This is a genomic window from uncultured Methanobrevibacter sp. (assembly GCF_937906425.1).
In the GTDB taxonomy this organism is placed as follows: domain Archaea; phylum Methanobacteriota; class Methanobacteria; order Methanobacteriales; family Methanobacteriaceae; genus Methanobrevibacter.
Window position 1 is genome coordinate 1 of sequence record NZ_CALCYR010000252.1, and the last position, 20,741, is coordinate 20,741.

The window sequence follows — 20,741 nt, forward strand, 5'->3', positions numbered from 1 at the left end:
AGGTGGTTTTGCAACGCAACCTTTTGTATTTGGTGGAGAAGAAGGAATGGATAAGTCCGATAAAAATATGAAATATCGTTCTGGATTAACGAATTATCTAATAGATACAGGAGACGAAATTATACTTGTTGATACAGGATTACCTTTTGGAACACCTGAGGAAACACCTGATGAAAATACTGCTATATATACAGGAAAAGATATTTCAAGTTATATGGATGCTTTTAAGGAACTTGGATATCAACCTGAAGATGTAACAAAAATACTTTTAACTCATAGACACAATGATCATTCTGGAGAACTTGCATCTTTCCCTAATGCAAAAATATATGTGAATGAGGAAGAATTAGGAGCAGAAGAATTAAAAGGAATTAATAATATAATTCCTCAGACTGTTGACAAAGTATTTTTGTTAACAGTCTTTTCTTTTTGAAAAATATGTATTAAAATATATTTAATCTCTTTTACAAATTAACCTAAAAAAAAGAGAATAAAAAGCTAATTTGAAAACAATTCATTAGCCTTTCTCATAACATCAACTATTTTTACATTGAATGGACAACGGTCTTCACATGCTCCGCATTCAATACAGTCAGAAGCATTAAAAGCCATTTCATTATAATGAGCCCTTATTGACTCCGGAACCTTATCATGCCCCTTTGCAAGGTCATAAAATTTATTTACCATAGCAATGTCGATCATTGAAACGCAAGGAGCACAGTGGCCGCAATAGGTACATTGACCTTCATAGGAATTCCTTGGAGCATTTACCAAAACAGATGCATAATCCTTCTCTGCATAACTTGCTGTCTCATATGCAATGGCTCCTTTCATCTCCTCAACATTGTCAGGACCAACCATGATTGAAGCAACTGCAGGACGTGACAATGAATATTCAATGCACTGAACAGGAGTCAAGGCAACTCCAAATGGAGAATCTTCAGCAGATAAAAGTCTTCCGCCGGCATAACCCTTCATTACAACAAGAGGAATCTCCTTTTCCTTACATATTTGATAAAGATTAGCCCTTTCAGGAGCTACCCCATGCAATTCATCATTTTCAAGATAATGTTCCTCCTCAACATATTCAACAATGTCATTAAGTGAGGCCAGCATGTCAAATGCAGGGTTTATGCTAAACATTATAAGTTCAATGTCCTCTATTTCAGTTGCCCTTAATGCAACTGTAGGGGAATGGGTACTTAATCCAATATGCCTTATTGTTCCAGCCTCCTTTAGGCTGTAAACATATTCCATGAATTCTCCATTGAGAATGGATTCAAGCTCATCCAATTGGTCAACATAATGAATCATTCCAAAGTCAATGTAATCCATTTGAAGACGTTCCATAAGGTCTTCAAATGCAGGGATGACCTTGTCCATTTCACGTGTACGGACATATTGCTCATCCTGCCAGGTTGAACCTATGTGGCCTTGAATGATCCAGTCCTCCCTTTGGTCCTTGAGGGCAATCCCTAAGTTTGTTCTAACATCAGGTTCACTCATCCAGCAGTCAAGAAAATTAACTCCTTCATCGTGACAGTAGTTTACAAGTGCTATAGCATCTTCAACAGGCTTTTCTCTAAGCCATTCAGCTCCAAATCCTATTTCACTTACTTGAAGCCCAGTTTTACCTAACTTCCTATACTTCATCATATCCTCCCTAAATAAAAAAAATAATAAATTTTAAAATAAAATCCTAAAATCCCCAAATAAAAAAAATAATAAATTTTAGAATTAATTATTATACCTCTTCATCATCACAAAATAAAAAAAAACCTAAGCAAAACACTTAATTTTAAGCGAATTCTTAATTATCTGATGAAATTGGTGTGATATATTCTTTCTGATTGAGGCAATTCAATACCTTCTTTTAAGCTTAATTCCTTAATTTTTAAAAACCAAGCCATGTTATTTCCTAAATTGCGCATGGTTTGAAGTCCTTCCTCATCCTGCAAAGCCTCTTCAGCTGTGTTTCCATGAATTTCATTCCAATAGGTTGAGGTGATTATTGGCATTTCCCCCCAAGAGAAAAATCTTTGGATAATGTCCAATGAAGTCATTGTTCCTGCCCTGCGTGCACTTGCAACTGCAGCTGCAGGCTTTAAACGAAAAATCCTTTTTCCGCCGAAAAATGAAGCAAAGAAAGATCTTGTCATGAAATTGGTCAAGGTCGGATTTACTGAACCGTAATAGACAGGTCCGCCAAATACAAATCCCTCTGCCTCTTCAGCCTTGTCAATGAATTCATTTACAATGTCATCAAAAACACAATAACCTTTTCCAGCACATTTTCTACAATCTATACAGCCCCTAATATCCTTACGGCCTATGTTGAATATTTCTGTTTCAATATCATTTTGATTTAAAACCTTTGCAACCTCAGAAAGTGCAACAAAGGTACATCCTTTTGGATTAGGGCTGCCATTAACTAAAATAACTTTCATTTTAAAAACCTGAATAAACTTGTAAAATTAAAAAAAGAGTAAAGTGCTTTAAAGCACTTGAAAAAATATAAAAATCAATATTTTTGATTTTTAATTTATAAAATTAAATTTTAATTTAAAAAAATTTTAATTTGAATTAAAAAAATTAAAAAATAATTTAATATTTTCTAATTTAATAAAAATTAAAAATAATTAAAAAACTATCTTAAAATAGAATTAAAATTAATTAAAAAATATCAGAATAGATTTAAAAGTAAAACTATCTTAAAATAGCTCCTTCGTCTGCAGAAGATACAGAACGTCTATAAATATTCAACCAACCCTTAACTTCCTTCTCAGGCAAGTCAGCATTCGCAATACGTTCCTTCAATTCCTCATCAGACAATTCAACATTAAGATTTCCATTTCTTATGTCAATTTCAATTATGTCTCCGTCCTTTAGTCCAGCAATAGGACCTCCGCTTTTAGCCTCTGGAGAAACATGGCCAATGCAAGGCCCTCTGGTTCCTCCGGAGAATCTTCCATCAGTAATCAAACCGACATTCTTGATGCCCATTCCCATAATTGCAGATGTTGGATTTAACATCTCTCTCATTCCAGGACCTCCCTTTGGTCCTTCACATCTGATTACAAGAATGTCTCCTTCCTTAAGTTCATGATTGAAGATAGCTTCAACAGCATCCTCTTCACTTTCATAAACCTTAGCAGGACCCTTAAGATACATCAAGTCATCAGGAACTGCTGCAGACTTTACGATTGAACCATTAGGAGCAAGATTGCCCTTCAATACTGTAAGTCCGCCAGCCTCATGAATAGGATCATCCAAACTGTGAATAACACCATTTCCACTGACTTCAGCATCCTTAAGGTTCTCTTCAAGAGTCTTGCCAGTACAGGTCATGACTGAAGTGTCCAATTTGGAGGAGATTGTCTTCAATACTGCAGGAATGCCTCCATCCTCATGCAAATCAGCCATTGTATCCTGACCTGCAGGGGATAAAAGGGCAATGTGAGCAACCTTATTGCTTATTTCCTCAAACAAGTCAAGATTTGCATAGACTCCCTTTTCCTCAAGCTCATATGCAATAGCTGGAATGTGTAAGGCAGTGTTACTACTTCCGCCAAGAGCCATATCCATTGAAATTGCATTTTCAAATGCGCTTTGAGTCATGATGTCTGAAGGCTTTAAGTCTTCCTTAACCATTTCCACAATTCTTGCACCGGATTTGCGAGCCAAATCCTTTTTAGCATCTGAAAGGGCAAGGCTTGTAGCACAATATGGCAAACTCATACCAAGGGTTTCGGTAACACAAGCCATGGTATTTGCTGTAAAAAGACCTGAACAGCTTCCAGCACCAGAACATGCACAGGATTCCAATTCATATAAATCATCTTCAGTGATTTTGCCTGAGGATAATTCGCCTACAGCTTCAAATACAGTGATTAAATCTGCATTTTTGCCCTTATATGAACTTGCAGCCATAGGTCCGCCAGTTACAAAGATTGATGGAATATCCAATCTTGCAGCAGCCATCAGCATGCCCGGAACAACCTTGTCACAGCTTGGCATCAATACAAGACCGTCAAAACAATGTCCCATGGCCATGCTTTCAACAGTGCTTACAACAATTTCACGGGAGGCAAGTGAATATTTCATGCCCTCATGGTTCATGGCTATTCCGTCACAGATAGCCATTGTATTGAATTCAAAAGGAATACCTCCAGCAGCTCTTATGCCTTCCTTCACATACTCAACCAAATCCCTAAGATGTATGTGACCAGGTACAACTTCAGTGAAACTGTTTGCTATGCCAATAAATGGCTTTTTAAAATCATCATCCTTAAGTCCACATGCACGTAAAAGTGATCTGTGTGGAGCTCTTTGAACACCTTCTTTAATCTTATCACTTTGCATAACAATCATCCAAATAAAAATAATTTTTAAATCAGAAAAAAAATAAAATTTAACTGACTAAATTTTAAAAATAATCTAAAAATCAAAAAGATATTTTCTAATAATAGTTAGTAATTACTATTTATTAAATTTATTTTATTGATAAAATTACAAATTCTTTAAAATCTAAAAACGGTATGGAAAAATGGGTTAATGAATTTAGGAAAAATGTGAAAAGAAAAATAAAAATAAAAAAGTCGTTTTAAAGCAAAAAGATAAAAATATGGTCTAAATTGACCAAATAAATAAAAATAGTAAATAAAAAAAATAATAAATGAAAAATTAATCAGATTTAATCATGGTTAAAATCATTTTGTAAGGACTGTTTTTAGCCTGTAAAGCATGAGGAATGTTTGCAGGCATGATAATCATTTCCCCTTTTTTGACAGTGTTTAGATTTCCATCTATGCTTATTTCAGCTTCACCATCAATGATTTGAACCATAGCATCAAAAGGAGCGCTATGTTCACTTAGACCTTGACCTTGATCAAATGCAAAAAGGGTTACGGTTCCAAGTTCCTTTTTAATCACTTCCATACTAACTACAGAATCATCTTGATATTCAACTAAATCTTCTATATTTATTGCTTTTCCTTTAATATCAGCCATAGAAATCTCTCCTTTTAAATTTTTGAAAAATAAAGTTTTAGGATAAGTTATTTAAATAAAATAAATAATAATATTTAAAAATAAAATTATTTAAATAAAATAAATTTTAATCTTTAAAAATGAAATTATTTAAATTAAATAACTTATTTTCATAGTTTAATAAATAACCTAGTTAATATAAAGTATCTTATCTGGTTTAAATAAACTTTCCCATAATTTAAATAAAATATCCTATTCTGTTTTAAAAATTATCCGAGAATCTTTTTTAAGTCTTCTTTTGGAGTTGAAACTGGAGTTAAATTATAGTTTCCAACCAAAACGTTTAAAATATCCTCATTAGCCCATGCAGGAAGGACAGGACCAATAAACATATCTGTTTTTCCAAGATATAACAATGTCCAAAGAATAGCTGCAGCCTTCTGTTCCATCCAGCTCAATACAATTGTAAGAGGCAATTCATTCAATTCCATCTCAAACAATTCGCATAATGCAACAGCAAGTTCAATAGCTACAATTGCATCATTACATTGACCTAAATCCAATAGTCTTGGAATTCCTTCAATATCACCTAAATCAAGGTCATTGAATCTGAACTTGTTACAAGCCAAGGTCAATACAATACAGTCTTCAGGAACTTCCTTTACAAATTCCCTATAATAATTCATTCTTGGATTTGGAGTGTCACAACCTGCAACAAGGAAGAATCTTCTGATTTTACCATCCAATACCAATTCCTTAATCTTAGGAGCAAGAGACAATATTGTGCTTAATCCAAAACCTGTAGTTACAGAACTAAGTTCCTCAGCTTCAGGACCCCCCAATTCAATTGCCTTATCGATTAAAGGCTTGAAGTCATAATCCTCAATAACTGCAGCACCAGGAATCTTTACAATATCCATAGTGAATAATCTGTCTGCATATGCATCCTTAGGAGGTAATACACAATTTGTAGTTCCTAAAATAGCTGCATTGTAGTCTGAAAAGACTTTCTTTTGATCAATCCATGCACCACCGATTTGACCGGCAAGGGATTCGTATTTTGCAAGTTCAGGATAACCGTGAGCAGGCAAGATTTCACTGTGGGTGTAAACCTTTACATCAGTTCCTTCAGTTTGCTTTAACAATTCCTCTAAAGCCTTAAGATCGTGACCGGTTACAATGATTGCAGGACCACCTTGAGCACCTACCTTAACTTCAGCAGGCACAGGTTCTCCATAAGCTTCAATATGAGCTTCCTTAAGCATTTTCATTACTTTAAAGTTAGCTTCACCAGCATCCAAACCTAATTGAATAAGATCCCCAACATCAAAATTGACATTGGTTAGGGTGGAGTATAATCCCTTGGTTAAGAATTCATCAACTTCAGCATCGGTTTTGCCCAATTCCTTAGCATGATAGTTGTAAGCTGAAATACCTTTCATTGCAAAAATCAAATTATCCTGAAGTCTGGCTACAAGAGCATCCTTTCCACATACTCCCTTTACGGTACAAGCGCTACCTCTTGCAGTTTGGGAACATTGATAACAAAACATATTAAAATCTTCACTCATTTAACACACATCCTATTTTTAATTAAGCAATTGAGAATTGGATTAAAGTTAAAATTAAATTTAAACTTAAAATAAATTTAAAATAAAGATTTAAACTTAAATTAATGTTAAAATTAAATTTAAATTTGAGATTAAAATTAAAATTAAATTTAAAGCTTAAATTAAGTTAAAAATAAATTTAAAGCCTAAATTAGAAATTTTAACAAAAGTCACAATTCTTCAAAAACTTTTTCAAGTTAATCCTTCGATATGTTAAGTAAGAATTAAGAGCATTTAAATATTTTGTAACTAGTTGAGGGTAAAAAGTAACAAAATATATTTATAAAATAATTTCAAAAATATCAATGTCAAATAAAAGAATATAAAACTCAAATTTAATAAAAAAATAAAAAAATTCAAATAAGAATATAAAACTGAAATTTAATAAAAAAATAAAACTATCAAAATGAGGATAAAGAGTTAAAAATAGGGGATGGTTTTAATGGAAAAAATAATAGAATCCTTACAGAAACTGGGTCTGACAAGATACGAGGCTAAAGCCTACATTGGAATAACAAACCTAATAGAGGGCCAGGCAAACGAAATAGCTGAAGTCTCTGAAATACCAAGATCAAAAATCTACAATACCCTAAAGGAACTGAATAAAAAGGGATTTGTAACAATAACCAAAACAAGACCGATAGAATACAAGGCAGTATCTCCAAAAAACATAATCAGCAAGAAAAAAGCGGAACTGAACAAGGAACTTGAAGATTCAGAAGAAAAGCTGGATGAAATATACAACAACAAAATATCAGAAGTGCAGGCTCCAATATGGTTGATTAAAACAAGCGACAACATAATCAGCAATGAAGTTGAAATAATAAAAAGGGCAAGAAAATCAATAAACATGAGAATAGGATTTTTGCTTGAAGGTGAGGCAGAGGAACTGATAAAGGCATTCAATTCAATCCCAAGAAACATTCCTATCAGAATACTTGCAAGTTCACACTGCTATATCAACCAGGAAAGAATAGATATAATAAAACTCTTTGAGGATGCAAAACTGGAAAACCTTGAGATAATTAAAGCAGACATTCCATTTGTAAAAATAATAATTCGAGACGAAAAAGAACTCTTTAGAACAATTGTCAAATTCACAGGAACTGAAAAATCTGTTCTGCCTGAAACAGCAGTGGGAGTGCTGAACCAGTACAAGGACATTTGTAAAAACTTCGACGAACGTTTTGTAAATCAATTCAATAGAATTAAACAAAAGAAGAAAAGCATGAATTAAATAAAAAAAGAATGAATTAAATTATGAATTAAATTAAAAAGAATGAATTAAAAAATGAATTAAATTAAAAAGAATGAATTAAATTAAAAAGAATGAATTAAATAAAAAAAAGAATGAATTAAAAAAATTCTAAAGCCTATTTAAAAGAATTTTCAACAATATCAGCTATATTATCCCCTACATTCAATATGGCGTCCTTATAAATAGCTGTATTTTTAGCATACTCATCATAATTGTCAACGACATCAAAAATAGCTTCATCAAGGTCTTCAAGGTCACATTCTATAGTTGCTCCCTTAAAGATGGAAACCATGTCGTGATACCTGCCATATTTTACCCTTTTAAGAATGACAACAGGCAAGTTACATACCATAGCTTCATGAAGCATAAGACCGTCATTGGTAAGTACAGCCAAATCTGCCAAGTGCAGGAGGTCATTTACCCAATCGATAAATCCTACATTGATTATTTTAGTCTCATCAATATACTTATGGAAGGATTCTTCCAAAGGATCGCCGCATAAAACAAGATTGAACCTGTCACTGTATTTGGAAAACTGATCAATTGCCTGTGCAGTCTTTTCAAATAAACTGGATCCTGAGGAGAAAACAATGGTTTGTTTATTTTCATCAAATTCCATAGCATCAGGATTGCTTTTTTTAATTTCAGCACAGTGTTGTTTTAACTTGTCCAAAGCCTTTTGCTTATCTCCTAAAGGAATATTGTCATTTACAGGTAAAAATGATTTAACCATTTTCTCTGGAATTTGATTTGCTAAAAATAGATTGTTTTCAGGCAATATGATTGGAGTTCCAATCTTACCACAGATTTTAGTGTCTAGAGGAGTAATCAAAAGACTTACAGAAGGTGTGCGTGAAAGTTTTGCAGCCAAAGCGCCTACAATAGCTCCGCCACCAAGAATGCCTAATACCAAATCATAATTTTTCCTTTTAATAAGGCTTCTTGTTTTAAAAACAGCGCGAACTGCTCGAATAGCTGCCTTAACAGTTGTTTTAAAAGTTGCAGAATGTCCTCCAGCCTGAGGTATGATTACCTTATTCCAAGTAAGATTATTCTTTTTAAATAGAATACCTGGAGCAGATTCATCCAATGCTATTTCACACTCTATTCCACGTTTAACAAGAGCATTTCTAACATTCAATGCTATTCCTGCATCTCCGCCTAAACCTCTGCCGGTTACAATGATTAAAACTTTTCGAGCCACAAAAATTCCTCTAGTCTTTAATCCCCATTAAAGTAAAATAATTAAAACAATATAAACTTTAAAATTAAATTAAAGTAAAATAAAATAATAAAAATCAATTTAGAATTAGAATTAAATTTAAAAAAAAGAATAAAAGATATAAAATTCTTTAAAATTAATTTAAACTTTATAAAACTAATTTAAAAAAACCATTCCAATTAAATTTGCAATTTTATTTATATTCATAATATTTTATATACTTTAAGAAAATTAGATTTGTTTGTAAGCAATGAAATAAAATAATGATTTAAATTTTTTAATAAAAAAAACTTAATTAAAAATAAAAAATAAAGGATTTGAATTTTAATAAAGAAAACTTAATAAAAAATAAAAATTAAAAATAACATTAAATAAATCTTTAAAAGGGATTATAATGAAAAATTACAAAATACTTGGATTAATACTTGTAATACTTCTTGCAGTAGTTGCAGTAAGTGGATGTATTGGAGATGATTCTTCATCCTCCGACAGTAGCACCCTTAGTGCAGATGCTCTTAATATTACAGAAGATGGTACATACGACTCTAAAGAAGATGTTGCAGCCTATATTGAAGAATATCATAAACTTCCTTCAAATTACATAACTAAAAGTGAAGCCCAAGCTCTTGGATGGCATGGCGGAAGTGTGGAAAAATACGCTCCTGGAAAATGTATTGGAGGGGACACCTTTTCAAATCGTCAATCAATACTTCCTATAACCCATGAATATAAGGAATGTGACATTGACACCTTAGGAGCAAGCAGCAGAGGAGCTAAAAGAATAGTTTACTCAACTGACGACTATGAAGTTTATTACACAGGAGATCATTACGCAAGCTTTGAACACCTGACTTAAAAGAAGGTCAATAATTTTAAAAAGGAGTTTAATTTTAAATAAAAGCTTAAATCTAAAATAAAAAAAGAAATTATAAAGTAAAAACTTTTATCTTAAATCTTCTTTTTATTTTTTTATTTTAATGATTACTATGGCAAATAAACTTTTAGAACAGAGAAGAGAAAGAAAGAGACTTAAAAAAATGATAGATAACATGAATGAAATAGTCTTGTTTGCAGAGGATATGGAGGAAAATCCTCATGGATACATAAAGGAAAAGCTTGAATTTCCAGATTATTATGGAGAAAACTTGGATGCTTTATTTGACTGTTTAACTGAATTGTATAATAAAACAATTATTATAAAGGACAGTGAAAAATTAGATAAAAGTTTAATAGATACTTTTATTGATGCAAATAAAGAAAATTCTAACATAGATTTAGTTTTAGATTAATTATGGAAATAAAACTGTTTTAAAATAAAATTAAATTAATTTTTAATTATAATTATTTTAAAAAAGAGAATTTAAACTTATTTTTAATTATAATTATTTTAAAAAAGAGAATTTAAACTTATTTTAAAAAAAAGATTAATTAATCTAAAGAAATCAAATCAAATTATGAATTTGAATTTAAAAAAAGAATTAAAGAAATAAAATTTAATTAAAAAAATAAATATAGTTTGGGAATTTTCCAAACTATACTCTTTTTATTGTATTCAACTTATTTTTTAATAACAATAGTGCTCCTTATTCTACTTGCCTTAACACTTGATAGGGCTGATGAGACAAAAACCTTATGAGTGCCTTTGGAAAGGGAGGAAACACTGAACTTAGCCACCCCATTTTTACTGTAGGCATAATAGGTCTTCGCCTTCTTACCTGTATAAACCTTTAAGGCAATCTTTACATTTGTAAGCTTTTTACCTTTTTTATAAATGCGGACATTTACATTGAATTTCTTAGATGACTTGTATTTGGCAGTCAATTTAGATGCTGTAAGTTTTGCCTTGACTGATTTTACAGTAATAGTTAATTTCTTGCCCAAATCAAAGTTTGAATTAAACCTGACTGTGTATTTGGCGGCAGGCAATGCAACATAATATTTGGCAAGACCTTTTGCATTGGTAGTTACAGTCCTATTGTACTGTTTGCCCTTTGAGCTGGTAAATGTCAATATAATATTTGCCTTTTTAGCATATTTTGATGTAAATGCATTATAGACCCTCATTGTTATGAGGAGATTTCCTGCATATGTACCTGATTTGGAAATCTTTATGGTATAAAGGCCGCTAATGTCATTCTCACGTGGGGATGTGTTGTTTATGAACTTGGAAGATGAAATGTTCTTTGCCTTCAAGTTCCAGTCAATTGCTCCCCCATCAGCTCCGGCATGATTCTCTTTAAAGATGGATGAACTTATTTTGCCTGTAGAATTTAAGGAATATGCTACAGCTCCACCCTTGTTTGAAGCATTATTTTTAGTAAAGTTAGAACCTTCAATGATACAATTCTTTCCATTGGTATAAACAGCACCGCCATTGTATTTAGCCCAATTTGATGTAAATCTGCTATTTACAATATGGCAAGGACCGTAAACTGCACCGCCATAATTGGCTGAACCATTTCTAAAATCAGAATTTTTAATCGCCATTGAAGAACTATTGGAATATATGGCTCCTCCATAACCCAATGCCTTGTTTGAAACAAAGGATGAATTCTCAATTAAGGAATTTCTTGCAGCGGAGTATATTGCACCTCCCTCTCCATAATGCCATTCATACTCATAAATGTTGGATGCCAGGTTTTCCCTAAATGTACAATTCAGGATTTTTGAATCGATAGAAGCATCATATATGGCTCCTCCCTTATAGAAATATGCAAGATTTCCTGCAAATGCGGAATTCTCAACTGTGGAATTCCTGACATCCTCCAAATAGAGAGCGCCTCCATCAAGGGCAGTGTTGTTAATAAAGCTTGATCCTATAATGGAAGAGGAATTGACTCCCCTAATATAAAGATTGCCATAATAGTCAAATGCAGAATTGTTTATAAATTTAGAGCCGATAACTGAATAGGAATCAATAAATTCAACATAAGCTCCACCCTTGGTATTATTTATAAGGCTGGAATTGATCAGATTTACATTATAGACCGCATAATTGTAATTATTTATAAAAGTACAGTTGATTGCAGTGGACAAGCCTCTAATTGCACTGCCAAAACCTGTTGTATTGGCATTTTTAATTATTAGGTCCCTGAATACAACATCACTGCAATCCACAAAGAATATTCTTGAATAGTTTCCGCCATCAATTGCAAATCCATTGCCGTAAATTGTCAATGGCCTGTCGATTACAATGCCGTCCATGAAGGAAATGTCACTGCCAAAATAGAAGCTGTAATTTCCATCAAGATAGACTTCAGAATCGGAATTATTGTTTATAAGCTCATTTAAATCGGCAATTGTCTTTCCATGGCTTTGATTAAACCATTCAACCCCATAGGTGTCAGAACCTTCAGGTGCAGTATTATTGCTGAATTGACAATCCACTGAAACATTTGAATTGGATATTGCTCCACCATAAGCTCTTGCACTATTATCATTGAAGATGGAATTTGCAACGAGTGAATTAGCCACTGCCCCTCCATATTGTCCAGAGTTGTTTTCAAAGAGACAATTGCTTACAGTAAGATTGTAGCAAGCCCCTCCAGAAGATTGGGCACTGTTTTCTTTGAAAATGGAATCTGCAACCAAAGAATAATACATTGCTCCACCTGAACCGTTTGCATGGTTTCCGCTGAAAAGAGAGGAGATTACAGTGATTTGATATGTTGCTCCACCTGAACCGCTAGCCGAATTATTGATGAAACTACAGTTTTTTGCAATATTTCCATTCCAGCTAAACATTGCACCGCCCATGTATGCAGAATTATTGATAAATATGCAATTTTGGGCAAAGCCATTATCCATTGCACCGCCACGACCAACTGCATAGTTATCAGTGAAATTACAGCCTATAGCCATAATATTCCCACATACAGCGCCAGCTGAACCAACATATTCAGATACAGCAGAGTTATGGATAAAATTACTGTTTTCCACAGTTCCAGTACCCCAAATTGCACCTCCATCATCTGCAGAGTTATTGATGAAAGCGGAATTTGCCACATTAATTTCTTCCCAAGTGAAGATTGCGCCACCTCCCATTCCAGAATTGTTTATGAAAGTGGATCCGGAAACATTGGCATTTCCATAAATTGCTCCGCCATAATAGATTGCCTTATTGTCAATGAAAGAAGAATCTGAGACTGTACAGTTTGCAAAAATTGCAGCCCCATAGTATGCAAAGTTATTATTGAAGTCACAATTTGAGATGCTTAATGAATCAATGGAAGGAGCGTAAATGGAAGAACCATAATGAACTCCTGAATTGTTGATAAAACTACAGTTTTCAATCAATCCAAGCTTTCCGCCGCTTATTGATATGGCGGAAGCGGTTCCATTGTAATTTAAAAATACAATATTTCTTAAAGTGAAACTATCAGATTTGATTTTAAGTATTTCTGACAATTTATTGGCATTTAAGACTGTTAATCCCTGACCCTCAATGGTTAAGGACTTGTTTAGTGTAATTGGATTTCCAGAACTAGTGTAAGTGCCGTTTAAGAGAATGGTGTCTCCAGCACTTGCTGAATCAATTAATGATTGGATTTCATCAAAAGTCCTGTTTGAATTGTCAATAGCTGAATCAGTAGAATTTTCAAGAGTTGAATCAGAATCAGCAGAATCCTCAACACTTGAATCAGAATCAGAACCATAAACATTGCCAGAAGAATCAGAATCAGTAAAATCCTCAACACTTGAATCTGAATCAGAACCATGAATATTGCCAGAAGAATCAGACAATATTTCATTATTTGCCTTAGATATTGAATCATCCCATGCTTGATTTAAATCAATTTCATTATTAGAACTATCCACTGAAAAATCATCTGCAGCTGAAATAGATCCAATTGATAAAAATAAAATTAGTAAAATAAACAGACTAAAAATATAATGTTTTTTCAAAAAATTCCTCCTTAAATAAATTAAACTCAATTTCCCCCTAAAATTGCTTAAATAAGTTATTATTAATGAAAAGATATATATTTTACTGAAAACTTTTCGTTAAAATACGAATTAATATTTTAAATAATACAATAACTTATAAAAAAGAATAAGATAATTTAAAATTCAATGCAAATTAAATTAATAAAAAAAATTAAAAAATTACTAATTATTAAATAATATAAAAAATATAAGTATAATATTATAATGTATCCAAGATACGTTAATTAATCTTATTGAATTATTTAAAACAAAGCTGGTGAAAAGATGAGAGTATTACTTATTCACTCTGATTATATCAAATATCAAGTAAAGAATAAAACTCCAGTGGCTGAAGAAATAGAAGAAGCTAAAAAGTCTGATGCATTTGAAGAAGCATTAGTTGTCTTTACAGCTGTTGAAAAAGAAGATGAAAAAAATCCATCTGCAGTTGTTAAAAATTTAGTTGCTGAAGTTAAAAAAACCAATGAAGAAGTTAAGGCAGACAGAATTGTTTTATACCCATATGCTCACCTTTCATCCTCTTTAAGTGGTCCTAAAGTAGGCGTTCAAGTATTGAAGGACGCTGAAGATGCACTTAAGGAAGAAGGATATGAAGTGTTTAGAGTACCATTCGGTTGGTATAAGGCATTTGAAATCTCCTGTAAAGGACATCCATTATCCGAACTTTCCAGAACCATTACAGCAGAATCTGCTGAAGAGGAGGAAGAGGAAGAAGAGAAAAAACCATCCAAATGGTTAATCTTCGATGATGGAGAAATCATTGAAACCGACAAGTACAATTATGAAAGTGAAGATTTGGAAAAACTGGTTGCATATGAATTGGGAGTTGGAGCTTCCGATGAGGGAGAACCTCCACATGTTAAAATCATGAGGGAAAAGGAATTGTGCGACTATGAAATCGCTTCCGACATTGGAAACCTTAAATGGTATCCTAAAGGAAGATTGGTACGTGACTTGCTTGCAGATTACGTATACAATTTCGTTGTTGACTTAGGCGCAATGCCTATTGAAACTCCTATTTTCTATGATCTTGCAAATGACGCAATCAGGGAACATGCAGCCAAATTTGGAGAAAGACAATATAAGACTGCAACCAAAAAAGACCTAATGCTTAGATTTGCATGTTGTTTCGGTGCATTCAGAGTTCTTGGAGACTCTTTCCTTACCTGGAAAAACTTGCCTGCAAAGGTTTATGAATTGTCAACCTACAGTTTCAGATTTGAAAAAAGAGGAGAAGTTGTAGGTCTTAAAAGATTAAGGGCATTTACCATGCCGGATATGCACAGTTTCTGTGCAGACATGCCACAGGCATTGAAGGAATTTGATGCACAGGTTGACATGTGTGTACAAACCGGCGTTGACTTAGACGTTAACTATGAAGCAATCTTCAGAGCAACCGAAGACTTCTACGAAGAGCATAAGGACTGGATGGAAGCAACCGCCAAAAGAATCGGCAAGCCATTGCTTTTAGAAATCCTTCCTGAAAGAAAACATTACTGGTCTTGTAAAATCGACTTTGCAGCTATTGACTACTTAGGCAGACCTATTGAAAACCCTACAGTACAGATAGATGTTGAAAGCGGTAAAAGATTTGGAATCGAATATGTGGATGAGGAAGAAAAACCTCAAAACCCTATCATATTGCACTGTTCCCCTACCGGAAGTGTTGAAAGGGTTATCTGCAGTTTGCTTGAAAACACTGCAAAAGAAGACGGCAAGGCTCCAATGTTGCCAGTATGGTTAAGTCCATCACAAGTTAGAATCTTACCTATCGGTGAAAAACATCTTGATTACTCAAACGAATTGGCTGACAAGCTTGCAAAGGCCAATATTCGTGTAGATGTGGACAACAGTGATGATAGAGTCGGAAAGAAGATTAGAAACGCTTCAAAAGAGTGGGTGCCTTACATTATAGTTATTGGAGACAAGGAAATTGAAACCGACAACTATTCCGTAACTGTAAGATCCACTGGTGAAAAGGTCGACATGACTGCTGAAGACCTTATTGCAGCAATCAAGGAAGAAACTAAAGGAATGCCTTACAGAAGACTTCCTTTACCAAGAAACACTGCAGACAGAATTAATTTTAAATAAGTTGATTGATTTCAACTTATATTTTTCTCTTTTTATTCAAACTACTTTTTTAAATAAATTTTAATTTTATAAAAACAATTTTTTTACATGATATTATGATTCTAAACAAGGAAATCATTCTTGGACTAATCATCTGTTTTTTACTGGCAATTCCATCATTCCTTTTAGGAAATCTCTTTCCCATAATTGGAGGGCCAATCATTGCAATAATTCTTGGAATGATCATTGCAATCTTTTGGAAAGACAAAGGCAGAGCAGAGGAGGGAATCGGATTTACATCAAAATACATACTCCAACTTGCAGTTGTCTTTTTAGGTTTTGGACTTAACCTGACCGTCATTGTCCAAACCGGAATCCAGTCACTTCCAATCATTATAGGAACAATATCAATAGCACTGATTATTGCATATCTCATGATGAAGGCCTTGAAGATGGAGAGAAACTCTGCAATATTGATTGGCGTAGGATCATCAATCTGCGGAGGTTCTGCAATAGCTGCAACAGCTCCAATCATTGGTGCAAAGAATGAGGAAGTTGCCCAATCCATCTCAATCATATTCTTCTTTAATGTGATAGCTGCAATCATTTTTCCATTCCTTGGAAGAATCCTTGGATTTTCAACCGTCGATGGAGAGGCATTCGGAATATTTGCAGGAACAGCAATCAACGACACATCCTCAGTGACTGCAGCAGCCGCAACATGGGACAATATGTGGGGACTTGGATCCCAGACACTTGACAAGGCTGCAACAGTAAAGCTTACAAGAACACTTGCAATAATCCCTATAACACTTGCATTATCCTATATTATTGGAAAGAAGGAAGAAGTGAAGAATAATATGGGACTTGACAATAGGGAAGGATTCAGTTTAAAAAGAGCATTTCCAACATTTATAGCATTCTTTATACTTGCATCCCTAATAACAACAATTACAGTGGCCTTTGGAGCAGACCCTAATCTCTTTGTCCCGCTCAAGGAGATAAGCAAGTTTTTAATTGTTATGGCTATGCTTGCCATAGGCCTAAACAGTGACATTGTAAAGCTTGTAAAAAGTGGAGGAAAACCATTATTGCTTGGAGCAAGCTGTTGGATATCTATAACAATTGTAAGTTTATTATTGCAACATTTGCTTGGAATATGGTAAGATTTTTTCTTTTATAATGGAAAAAAACTTCTAAAAATAGGGTAAAGTTTTATCTTTTAAAAACTGGAAAAAACTTCTAAATAAAAGAAATATTAATTTTTAAAATCAAAAAAGATTCGAAAAAATAAAATCAAAGTTTTTGAAAACTGTCCAGTAGCAATATTACTTAACTATATATTAGATTAAAATCATAAATTAAATTGTATAAATAATTACTATATTTGAAGATTATATTTGATTTTGCATGAATTATTCTAATATTGTAATTTTTAAAGATTATTAAATTTTAATATTAATTCCAAATGGAGAATATTGTAATTTTTACAAACTTATTAAATTTAATATTATTTCCTTAATTCTGGAGGATATAAAATGGTAAAAAAAGATGACGATACAATGTTTATAGGTGAAGCTCTCATTGGAGACGGAGACGAATTAGCACACGTTGATTTACTTATCGGTAAAAAAGACGGTCCTGTAGGAAACGCTTTTGCTAATGGATTAAGTCAATTATCTGTTGGTCACACCCCATTACTTAGTGTAATCAGACCTAACTTAATTACAAAACCAGCCACCATCATTATTCCTAAAGTAACTGTTGGTGACTTAGACGATGCAAGCAAAATATTTGGACCAGCTCAAACTGCAGTAGGTAGGGCAGTTGCTGATGCTGTACAGGAAGGAACCATTCCTGAAGACAAGGCTGAAGAATGGGTAATCAACGCAAGCGTATTCATTAGTCCGGCTGCTGAAGATTACAGAAAAATTTACCAATATAACTATGCTGCAACAAAGCTTGCAATCAAAAGAGCATTGGAAGGATACCCAGACATGAAAAAAGTATTATACGAAAAAGATCGTGGAACCCACGCAATCATGGGATTCAAGGCACAAAAACTTTACGAACCTCCTTACTTGCAAGTTGCTCTTGACCTTGATAACTTAGATGTAATGGAAAGAATCATTAAACAACTCCCTAACAGAGAAAGAATCCTTCTCGAAGCAGGAACTCCTCTCGTTAAAAAATTCGGAGTTGGAGTTGTCGGCAAAATCAGAGAATTGGCACCTAGTGCATTCATTATTGCAGACTTGAAAACCTTGGATGTAGGAAGAGTTGAAGTTAAAATGGCCGCAGATGAAACCGCAGACGCAGTAGCTATTTCCGGTCTCGGTACTATCGAATCCATTGAAAAGGCTATTCACGAAACCAAAAAACAAGGCATCTACTCAATTCTCGATATGATGAATGTAGACAACTTTGCTGACAAGTTAAAATTAATCAAAGATGACTTAATGCCTGACATTGTACTCTTACACAGAAATGTGGACCTTGAAAGTCAACTCAGAACTGAAGGCAAAAGCCTTGATGACGTAAGCGCATGGGGTAACATTAAGGAAATCAAAGAAGTTAGCGGTGCTTTAGTTGCTGTTGCAGGTGGAGTAACTCCTGAAAAATGTGAAGAAGCATTTGAAAAAGGTGCAGACATAATCATTGCAGGAAGATACATCATCGGTTCCGGTGACCCAAGAAGAGCTGCAGAAGACTTCCTAGCTCACATGCCTGTTGATCCAAACCACATGAGAGTTGCAATGGAAGAAGACGAAGAAATCAAAAAAGAATAAATGAAATTTGATTAATGAATAATAATGAAAATTAATTTTTATAAAATTAATGAATATTTGATTAATGAATAATATTGAAAATTAATTTAAAAATGAATATTTAATTAATGAAAATATTGAAAATTAATTTTTATAAATTCAATTATTATTCTCTTTTTTATTTTTCGTTAATGTTTTAAAAATTTTTATTTTTCTTTTTAAAAATATTATAATACTCAAGCTAATTAGATTAATTCTAATTAGCTATTTTTTTTAAAAAATTTTCCAAAGAGGTGTAGAATGGGATTTTGCAATTCATGTGGAAGACCTATGGGAAGAAATGATTATGGAACCAATGAGGACAACAGTCCAAATGAAGACTACTGTAAAGACTGTTTCCAAAATGGAGAGTTTACAGAACCTGACATTACTGTAAATGACATGATCATTAGAAATGCAGAAAGGATGATGAGAAGAAATCGTGACTTACGGGAAGAGGAAGTTACCGGACTGCTCATTAACTTCTTGCCTAATTTAAAAAGATGGAATCCAAATCCTGACGACGAGATAGATGAAGATGAAGAGGAAATAATGGGTTACAGAGGCGGAATGTAATTGTTTATTTACAATAGATTTTTAAAATCTATTGTTTTTTTATTGAATCTTAAAAAAAGTAAATAAAAATTTACATATATGTAAAAAAATTAAAAAAAATGTAAAAAAAACTAATAAAAATATAAAATTGATAAAAAAAATTAAAAAAAATAGTAAAAAAACTAAGAAAAATATAAAATCAGGATAAAAAAATAAAAAAAATAGTAAAAAATAGACTAAATATAAAATTGATAAAAATAGTAAAAAAAGGATTAATATTGTTCAAATATTAAAATAAATAATTAAAATTATTCTAATCTTAAAATGAATGATTTAAATTTGTCAAGTAAGTTCTTATAATGAATTACCTTAACCTTTTCATTGTATAAGTTTTCTTGAGCGTCTTCATATTTCTTTAAAAGAGCTACATATTCTCTTTGAAGTTCAATGTAATCAGCATAATTGTATTCAACACTAGCCTTTACATCACTGACCAAGACATCACTGTCCTCATCACTAACATTTGAAATCAAACTAGCATTTAAAGGATTGAATCCAAAACCATTATTGTTTAAACCAGCTAATTTTTCATTTAAACCATTTATGTTATCATTCAAATCAGAGATGATGAAATTCTTGTCATCCAATTGATCCTTTAAGTTAGAAATAGTGGCCTTACTTTCTTCAAGCTGGTCTCTTAGATTGGTACAGTCCTCTTTTAAAACTAGCAATTTCTTATTGGACTTATCCAATTCATTCTTATTGTCATCCAATTCAATGGTAAATGCTTGAAGTTTAGTTGTATTGGAATAAAGCTCATTCTTGACCTCTTCCAATTCATTTCTCAATTTTTTATTGTCTTCAGACAACATTGAATTAAACAATTCATAAGCAGACAACATTTCCTGATTGTTGTCAATCTCTTCAGCCTGTTCTTGAGAAATAATAAATACATCTTGTTTGTCTTCAAATATGTTTTCGCTTTTGGATATTGTTACCTGAACTTGTTCAGTCTTATAGGTCTTTTTAGTACCATCCTTTAAGGTTCTATTATATGACCTGAAATATTTTTTAACAATACCTTTTACGAAATCCATATGAAACACCGAAAATTAAAAAGTTCATAAAACTATTTATAGAATATTATAATATTACTTTTTTATCTTATATAAATTTTATACTTACAATGTTAAATATAAAAATTGATCAATGAAAATATAAAAAATTAAATAAAAATATTGAAAAAATTAAGAGTATAGATTTAATTTTTAATCAACTTA

General features: G+C 32.7%; 16 protein-coding genes. 8 read left to right on the plus strand and 8 right to left on the minus strand.

The annotated features are described in order from the left end of the window. Positions 1 to 433 (plus strand): MBL fold metallo-hydrolase (locus Q0138_RS07330; RefSeq protein ID WP_297982744.1); only part of this gene is annotated, 433 nt, incomplete at its 5' end. A 65-nt stretch (positions 434 to 498) separates the two neighbouring features. Here the strand turns inward: Q0138_RS07330 and Q0138_RS07335 are convergent. From Q0138_RS07335 to hcp, 5 genes are all read right to left on the minus strand, one after another. Continuing rightward, positions 499 to 1,653 (minus strand): aldo/keto reductase, encoded by a 1,155-nt coding sequence (locus tag Q0138_RS07335; protein WP_297982748.1) that lies wholly within the window; start codon positions 1,651 to 1,653, stop codon positions 499 to 501. 161 nt (positions 1,654 to 1,814) lie between these two features. Continuing rightward, positions 1,815 to 2,447 carry a flavodoxin family protein gene (locus tag Q0138_RS07340; RefSeq protein WP_297982751.1) on the minus strand — a complete coding sequence of 211 codons (633 nt, stop codon included), beginning with the start codon at positions 2,445 to 2,447 and terminating at the stop codon, positions 1,815 to 1,817. A 259-nt stretch (positions 2,448 to 2,706) separates the two neighbouring features. After that, positions 2,707 to 4,362: a dihydroxy-acid dehydratase gene (ilvD, locus tag Q0138_RS07345; protein WP_297982755.1), complete on the minus strand. Its 1,656-nt coding sequence runs from the start codon at positions 4,360 to 4,362 to the stop codon at positions 2,707 to 2,709. A 321-nt stretch (positions 4,363 to 4,683) separates the two neighbouring features. Next, positions 4,684 to 5,010: a cupin domain-containing protein gene (locus Q0138_RS07350; protein ID WP_297982757.1), complete on the minus strand. Its 327-nt coding sequence runs from the start codon at positions 5,008 to 5,010 to the stop codon at positions 4,684 to 4,686. Between the two features lie 248 nt (positions 5,011 to 5,258). After that, complete coding sequence (gene hcp, locus Q0138_RS07355) at positions 5,259 to 6,560, minus strand: hydroxylamine reductase (RefSeq protein WP_297982775.1); 1,302 nt, start codon at positions 6,558 to 6,560, stop codon at positions 5,259 to 5,261. 481 nt (positions 6,561 to 7,041) lie between these two features. Here hcp and Q0138_RS07360 point away from each other — a divergent pair, with 481 nt between their 5' ends. Further along, the gene (locus Q0138_RS07360) at positions 7,042 to 7,836 is read left to right on the plus strand and encodes a helix-turn-helix domain-containing protein (protein WP_297982777.1); all 795 of its coding nucleotides are present in this window, start codon (positions 7,042 to 7,044) and stop codon (positions 7,834 to 7,836) included. A 136-nt stretch (positions 7,837 to 7,972) separates the two neighbouring features. Here the strand turns inward: Q0138_RS07360 and Q0138_RS07365 are convergent, their stop codons facing one another. After that, positions 7,973 to 9,061, minus strand: coding sequence for a glycosyltransferase (locus Q0138_RS07365; protein ID WP_297982779.1), 1,089 nt, complete (start codon positions 9,059 to 9,061; stop codon positions 7,973 to 7,975). 412 nt (positions 9,062 to 9,473) lie between these two features. Between Q0138_RS07365 and Q0138_RS07370 the strand changes: the two genes are divergently transcribed. Together Q0138_RS07370 and Q0138_RS07375 are read left to right on the plus strand one after the other, a co-directional pair. Continuing rightward, positions 9,474 to 9,935, plus strand: coding sequence for a ribonuclease domain-containing protein (locus Q0138_RS07370; protein WP_297982781.1), 462 nt, complete (start codon positions 9,474 to 9,476; stop codon positions 9,933 to 9,935). 181 nt (positions 9,936 to 10,116) lie between these two features. Further along, positions 10,117 to 10,368 (plus strand): barstar family protein, encoded by a 252-nt coding sequence (locus Q0138_RS07375; protein ID WP_297982783.1) that lies wholly within the window; start codon positions 10,117 to 10,119, stop codon positions 10,366 to 10,368. 268 nt (positions 10,369 to 10,636) lie between these two features. Here Q0138_RS07375 and Q0138_RS07380 read toward each other — a convergent pair whose 3' ends face one another. After that, positions 10,637 to 13,897: a right-handed parallel beta-helix repeat-containing protein gene (locus Q0138_RS07380; protein ID WP_297982785.1), complete on the minus strand. Its 3,261-nt coding sequence runs from the start codon at positions 13,895 to 13,897 to the stop codon at positions 10,637 to 10,639. A gap of 393 nt (positions 13,898 to 14,290) precedes the next feature. On the opposite strand from Q0138_RS07380, the gene Q0138_RS07385 reads away from it, so the two are divergent. The 4 genes from Q0138_RS07385 to Q0138_RS07400 all read left to right on the plus strand — a co-directional run bounded on the left by Q0138_RS07385 (position 14,291) and on the right by Q0138_RS07400 (position 19,482). Continuing rightward, positions 14,291 to 16,120, plus strand: a complete 1,830-nt coding sequence (locus tag Q0138_RS07385) for a threonine--tRNA ligase (protein WP_297982787.1) — start codon at positions 14,291 to 14,293, stop codon at positions 16,118 to 16,120. A gap of 95 nt (positions 16,121 to 16,215) precedes the next feature. Beyond that, positions 16,216 to 17,265 carry a putative sulfate exporter family transporter gene (locus Q0138_RS07390; protein ID WP_297982791.1) on the plus strand — a complete coding sequence of 350 codons (1,050 nt, stop codon included), beginning with the start codon at positions 16,216 to 16,218 and terminating at the stop codon, positions 17,263 to 17,265. A gap of 396 nt (positions 17,266 to 17,661) precedes the next feature. Next, the gene (locus Q0138_RS07395; RefSeq protein WP_297982808.1) at positions 17,662 to 18,888 is read left to right on the plus strand and encodes a bifunctional 5,6,7,8-tetrahydromethanopterin hydro-lyase/3-hexulose-6-phosphate synthase; all 1,227 of its coding nucleotides are present in this window, start codon (positions 17,662 to 17,664) and stop codon (positions 18,886 to 18,888) included. 279 nt (positions 18,889 to 19,167) lie between these two features. Further along, entirely contained in the window at positions 19,168 to 19,482 is a 315-nt protein-coding gene (locus Q0138_RS07400) for a zinc ribbon domain-containing protein (RefSeq protein ID WP_297982793.1), read from the plus strand. A 287-nt stretch (positions 19,483 to 19,769) separates the two neighbouring features. Here Q0138_RS07400 and Q0138_RS07405 read toward each other — a convergent pair whose 3' ends face one another. Next, on the minus strand, positions 19,770 to 20,558 hold the full coding sequence (locus Q0138_RS07405) for a hypothetical protein (RefSeq protein WP_297982796.1): 789 nt from the start codon (positions 20,556 to 20,558) through the stop codon (positions 19,770 to 19,772). Positions 20,559 to 20,741: the final 183 nt, after the last annotated feature.

Coding starts and splice junctions, on each gene's coding strand:
- Q0138_RS07335 (WP_297982748.1), bottom strand. CDS start 1,653: ATGAAGTATAGGAAGTTAGGTAAAACTGGGCTTCAAGTAAGTGAAATA.
- Q0138_RS07340 (WP_297982751.1), bottom strand. CDS start 2,447: ATGAAAGTTATTTTAGTTAATGGCAGCCCTAATCCAAAAGGATGTACC.
- ilvD (WP_297982755.1), bottom strand. CDS start 4,362: ATGCAAAGTGATAAGATTAAAGAAGGTGTTCAAAGAGCTCCACACAGA.
- Q0138_RS07350 (WP_297982757.1), bottom strand. CDS start 5,010: ATGGCTGATATTAAAGGAAAAGCAATAAATATAGAAGATTTAGTTGAA.
- hcp (WP_297982775.1), bottom strand. CDS start 6,560: ATGAGTGAAGATTTTAATATGTTTTGTTATCAATGTTCCCAAACTGCA.
- Q0138_RS07360 (WP_297982777.1), top strand. CDS start 7,042: ATGGAAAAAATAATAGAATCCTTACAGAAACTGGGTCTGACAAGATAC.
- Q0138_RS07370 (WP_297982781.1), top strand. CDS start 9,474: ATGAAAAATTACAAAATACTTGGATTAATACTTGTAATACTTCTTGCA.
- Q0138_RS07375 (WP_297982783.1), top strand. CDS start 10,117: ATGATAGATAACATGAATGAAATAGTCTTGTTTGCAGAGGATATGGAG.
- Q0138_RS07385 (WP_297982787.1), top strand. CDS start 14,291: ATGAGAGTATTACTTATTCACTCTGATTATATCAAATATCAAGTAAAG.
- Q0138_RS07390 (WP_297982791.1), top strand. CDS start 16,216: ATGATTCTAAACAAGGAAATCATTCTTGGACTAATCATCTGTTTTTTA.
- Q0138_RS07395 (WP_297982808.1), top strand. CDS start 17,662: ATGTTTATAGGTGAAGCTCTCATTGGAGACGGAGACGAATTAGCACAC.
- Q0138_RS07400 (WP_297982793.1), top strand. CDS start 19,168: ATGGGATTTTGCAATTCATGTGGAAGACCTATGGGAAGAAATGATTAT.
- Q0138_RS07405 (WP_297982796.1), bottom strand. CDS start 20,558: ATGGATTTCGTAAAAGGTATTGTTAAAAAATATTTCAGGTCATATAAT.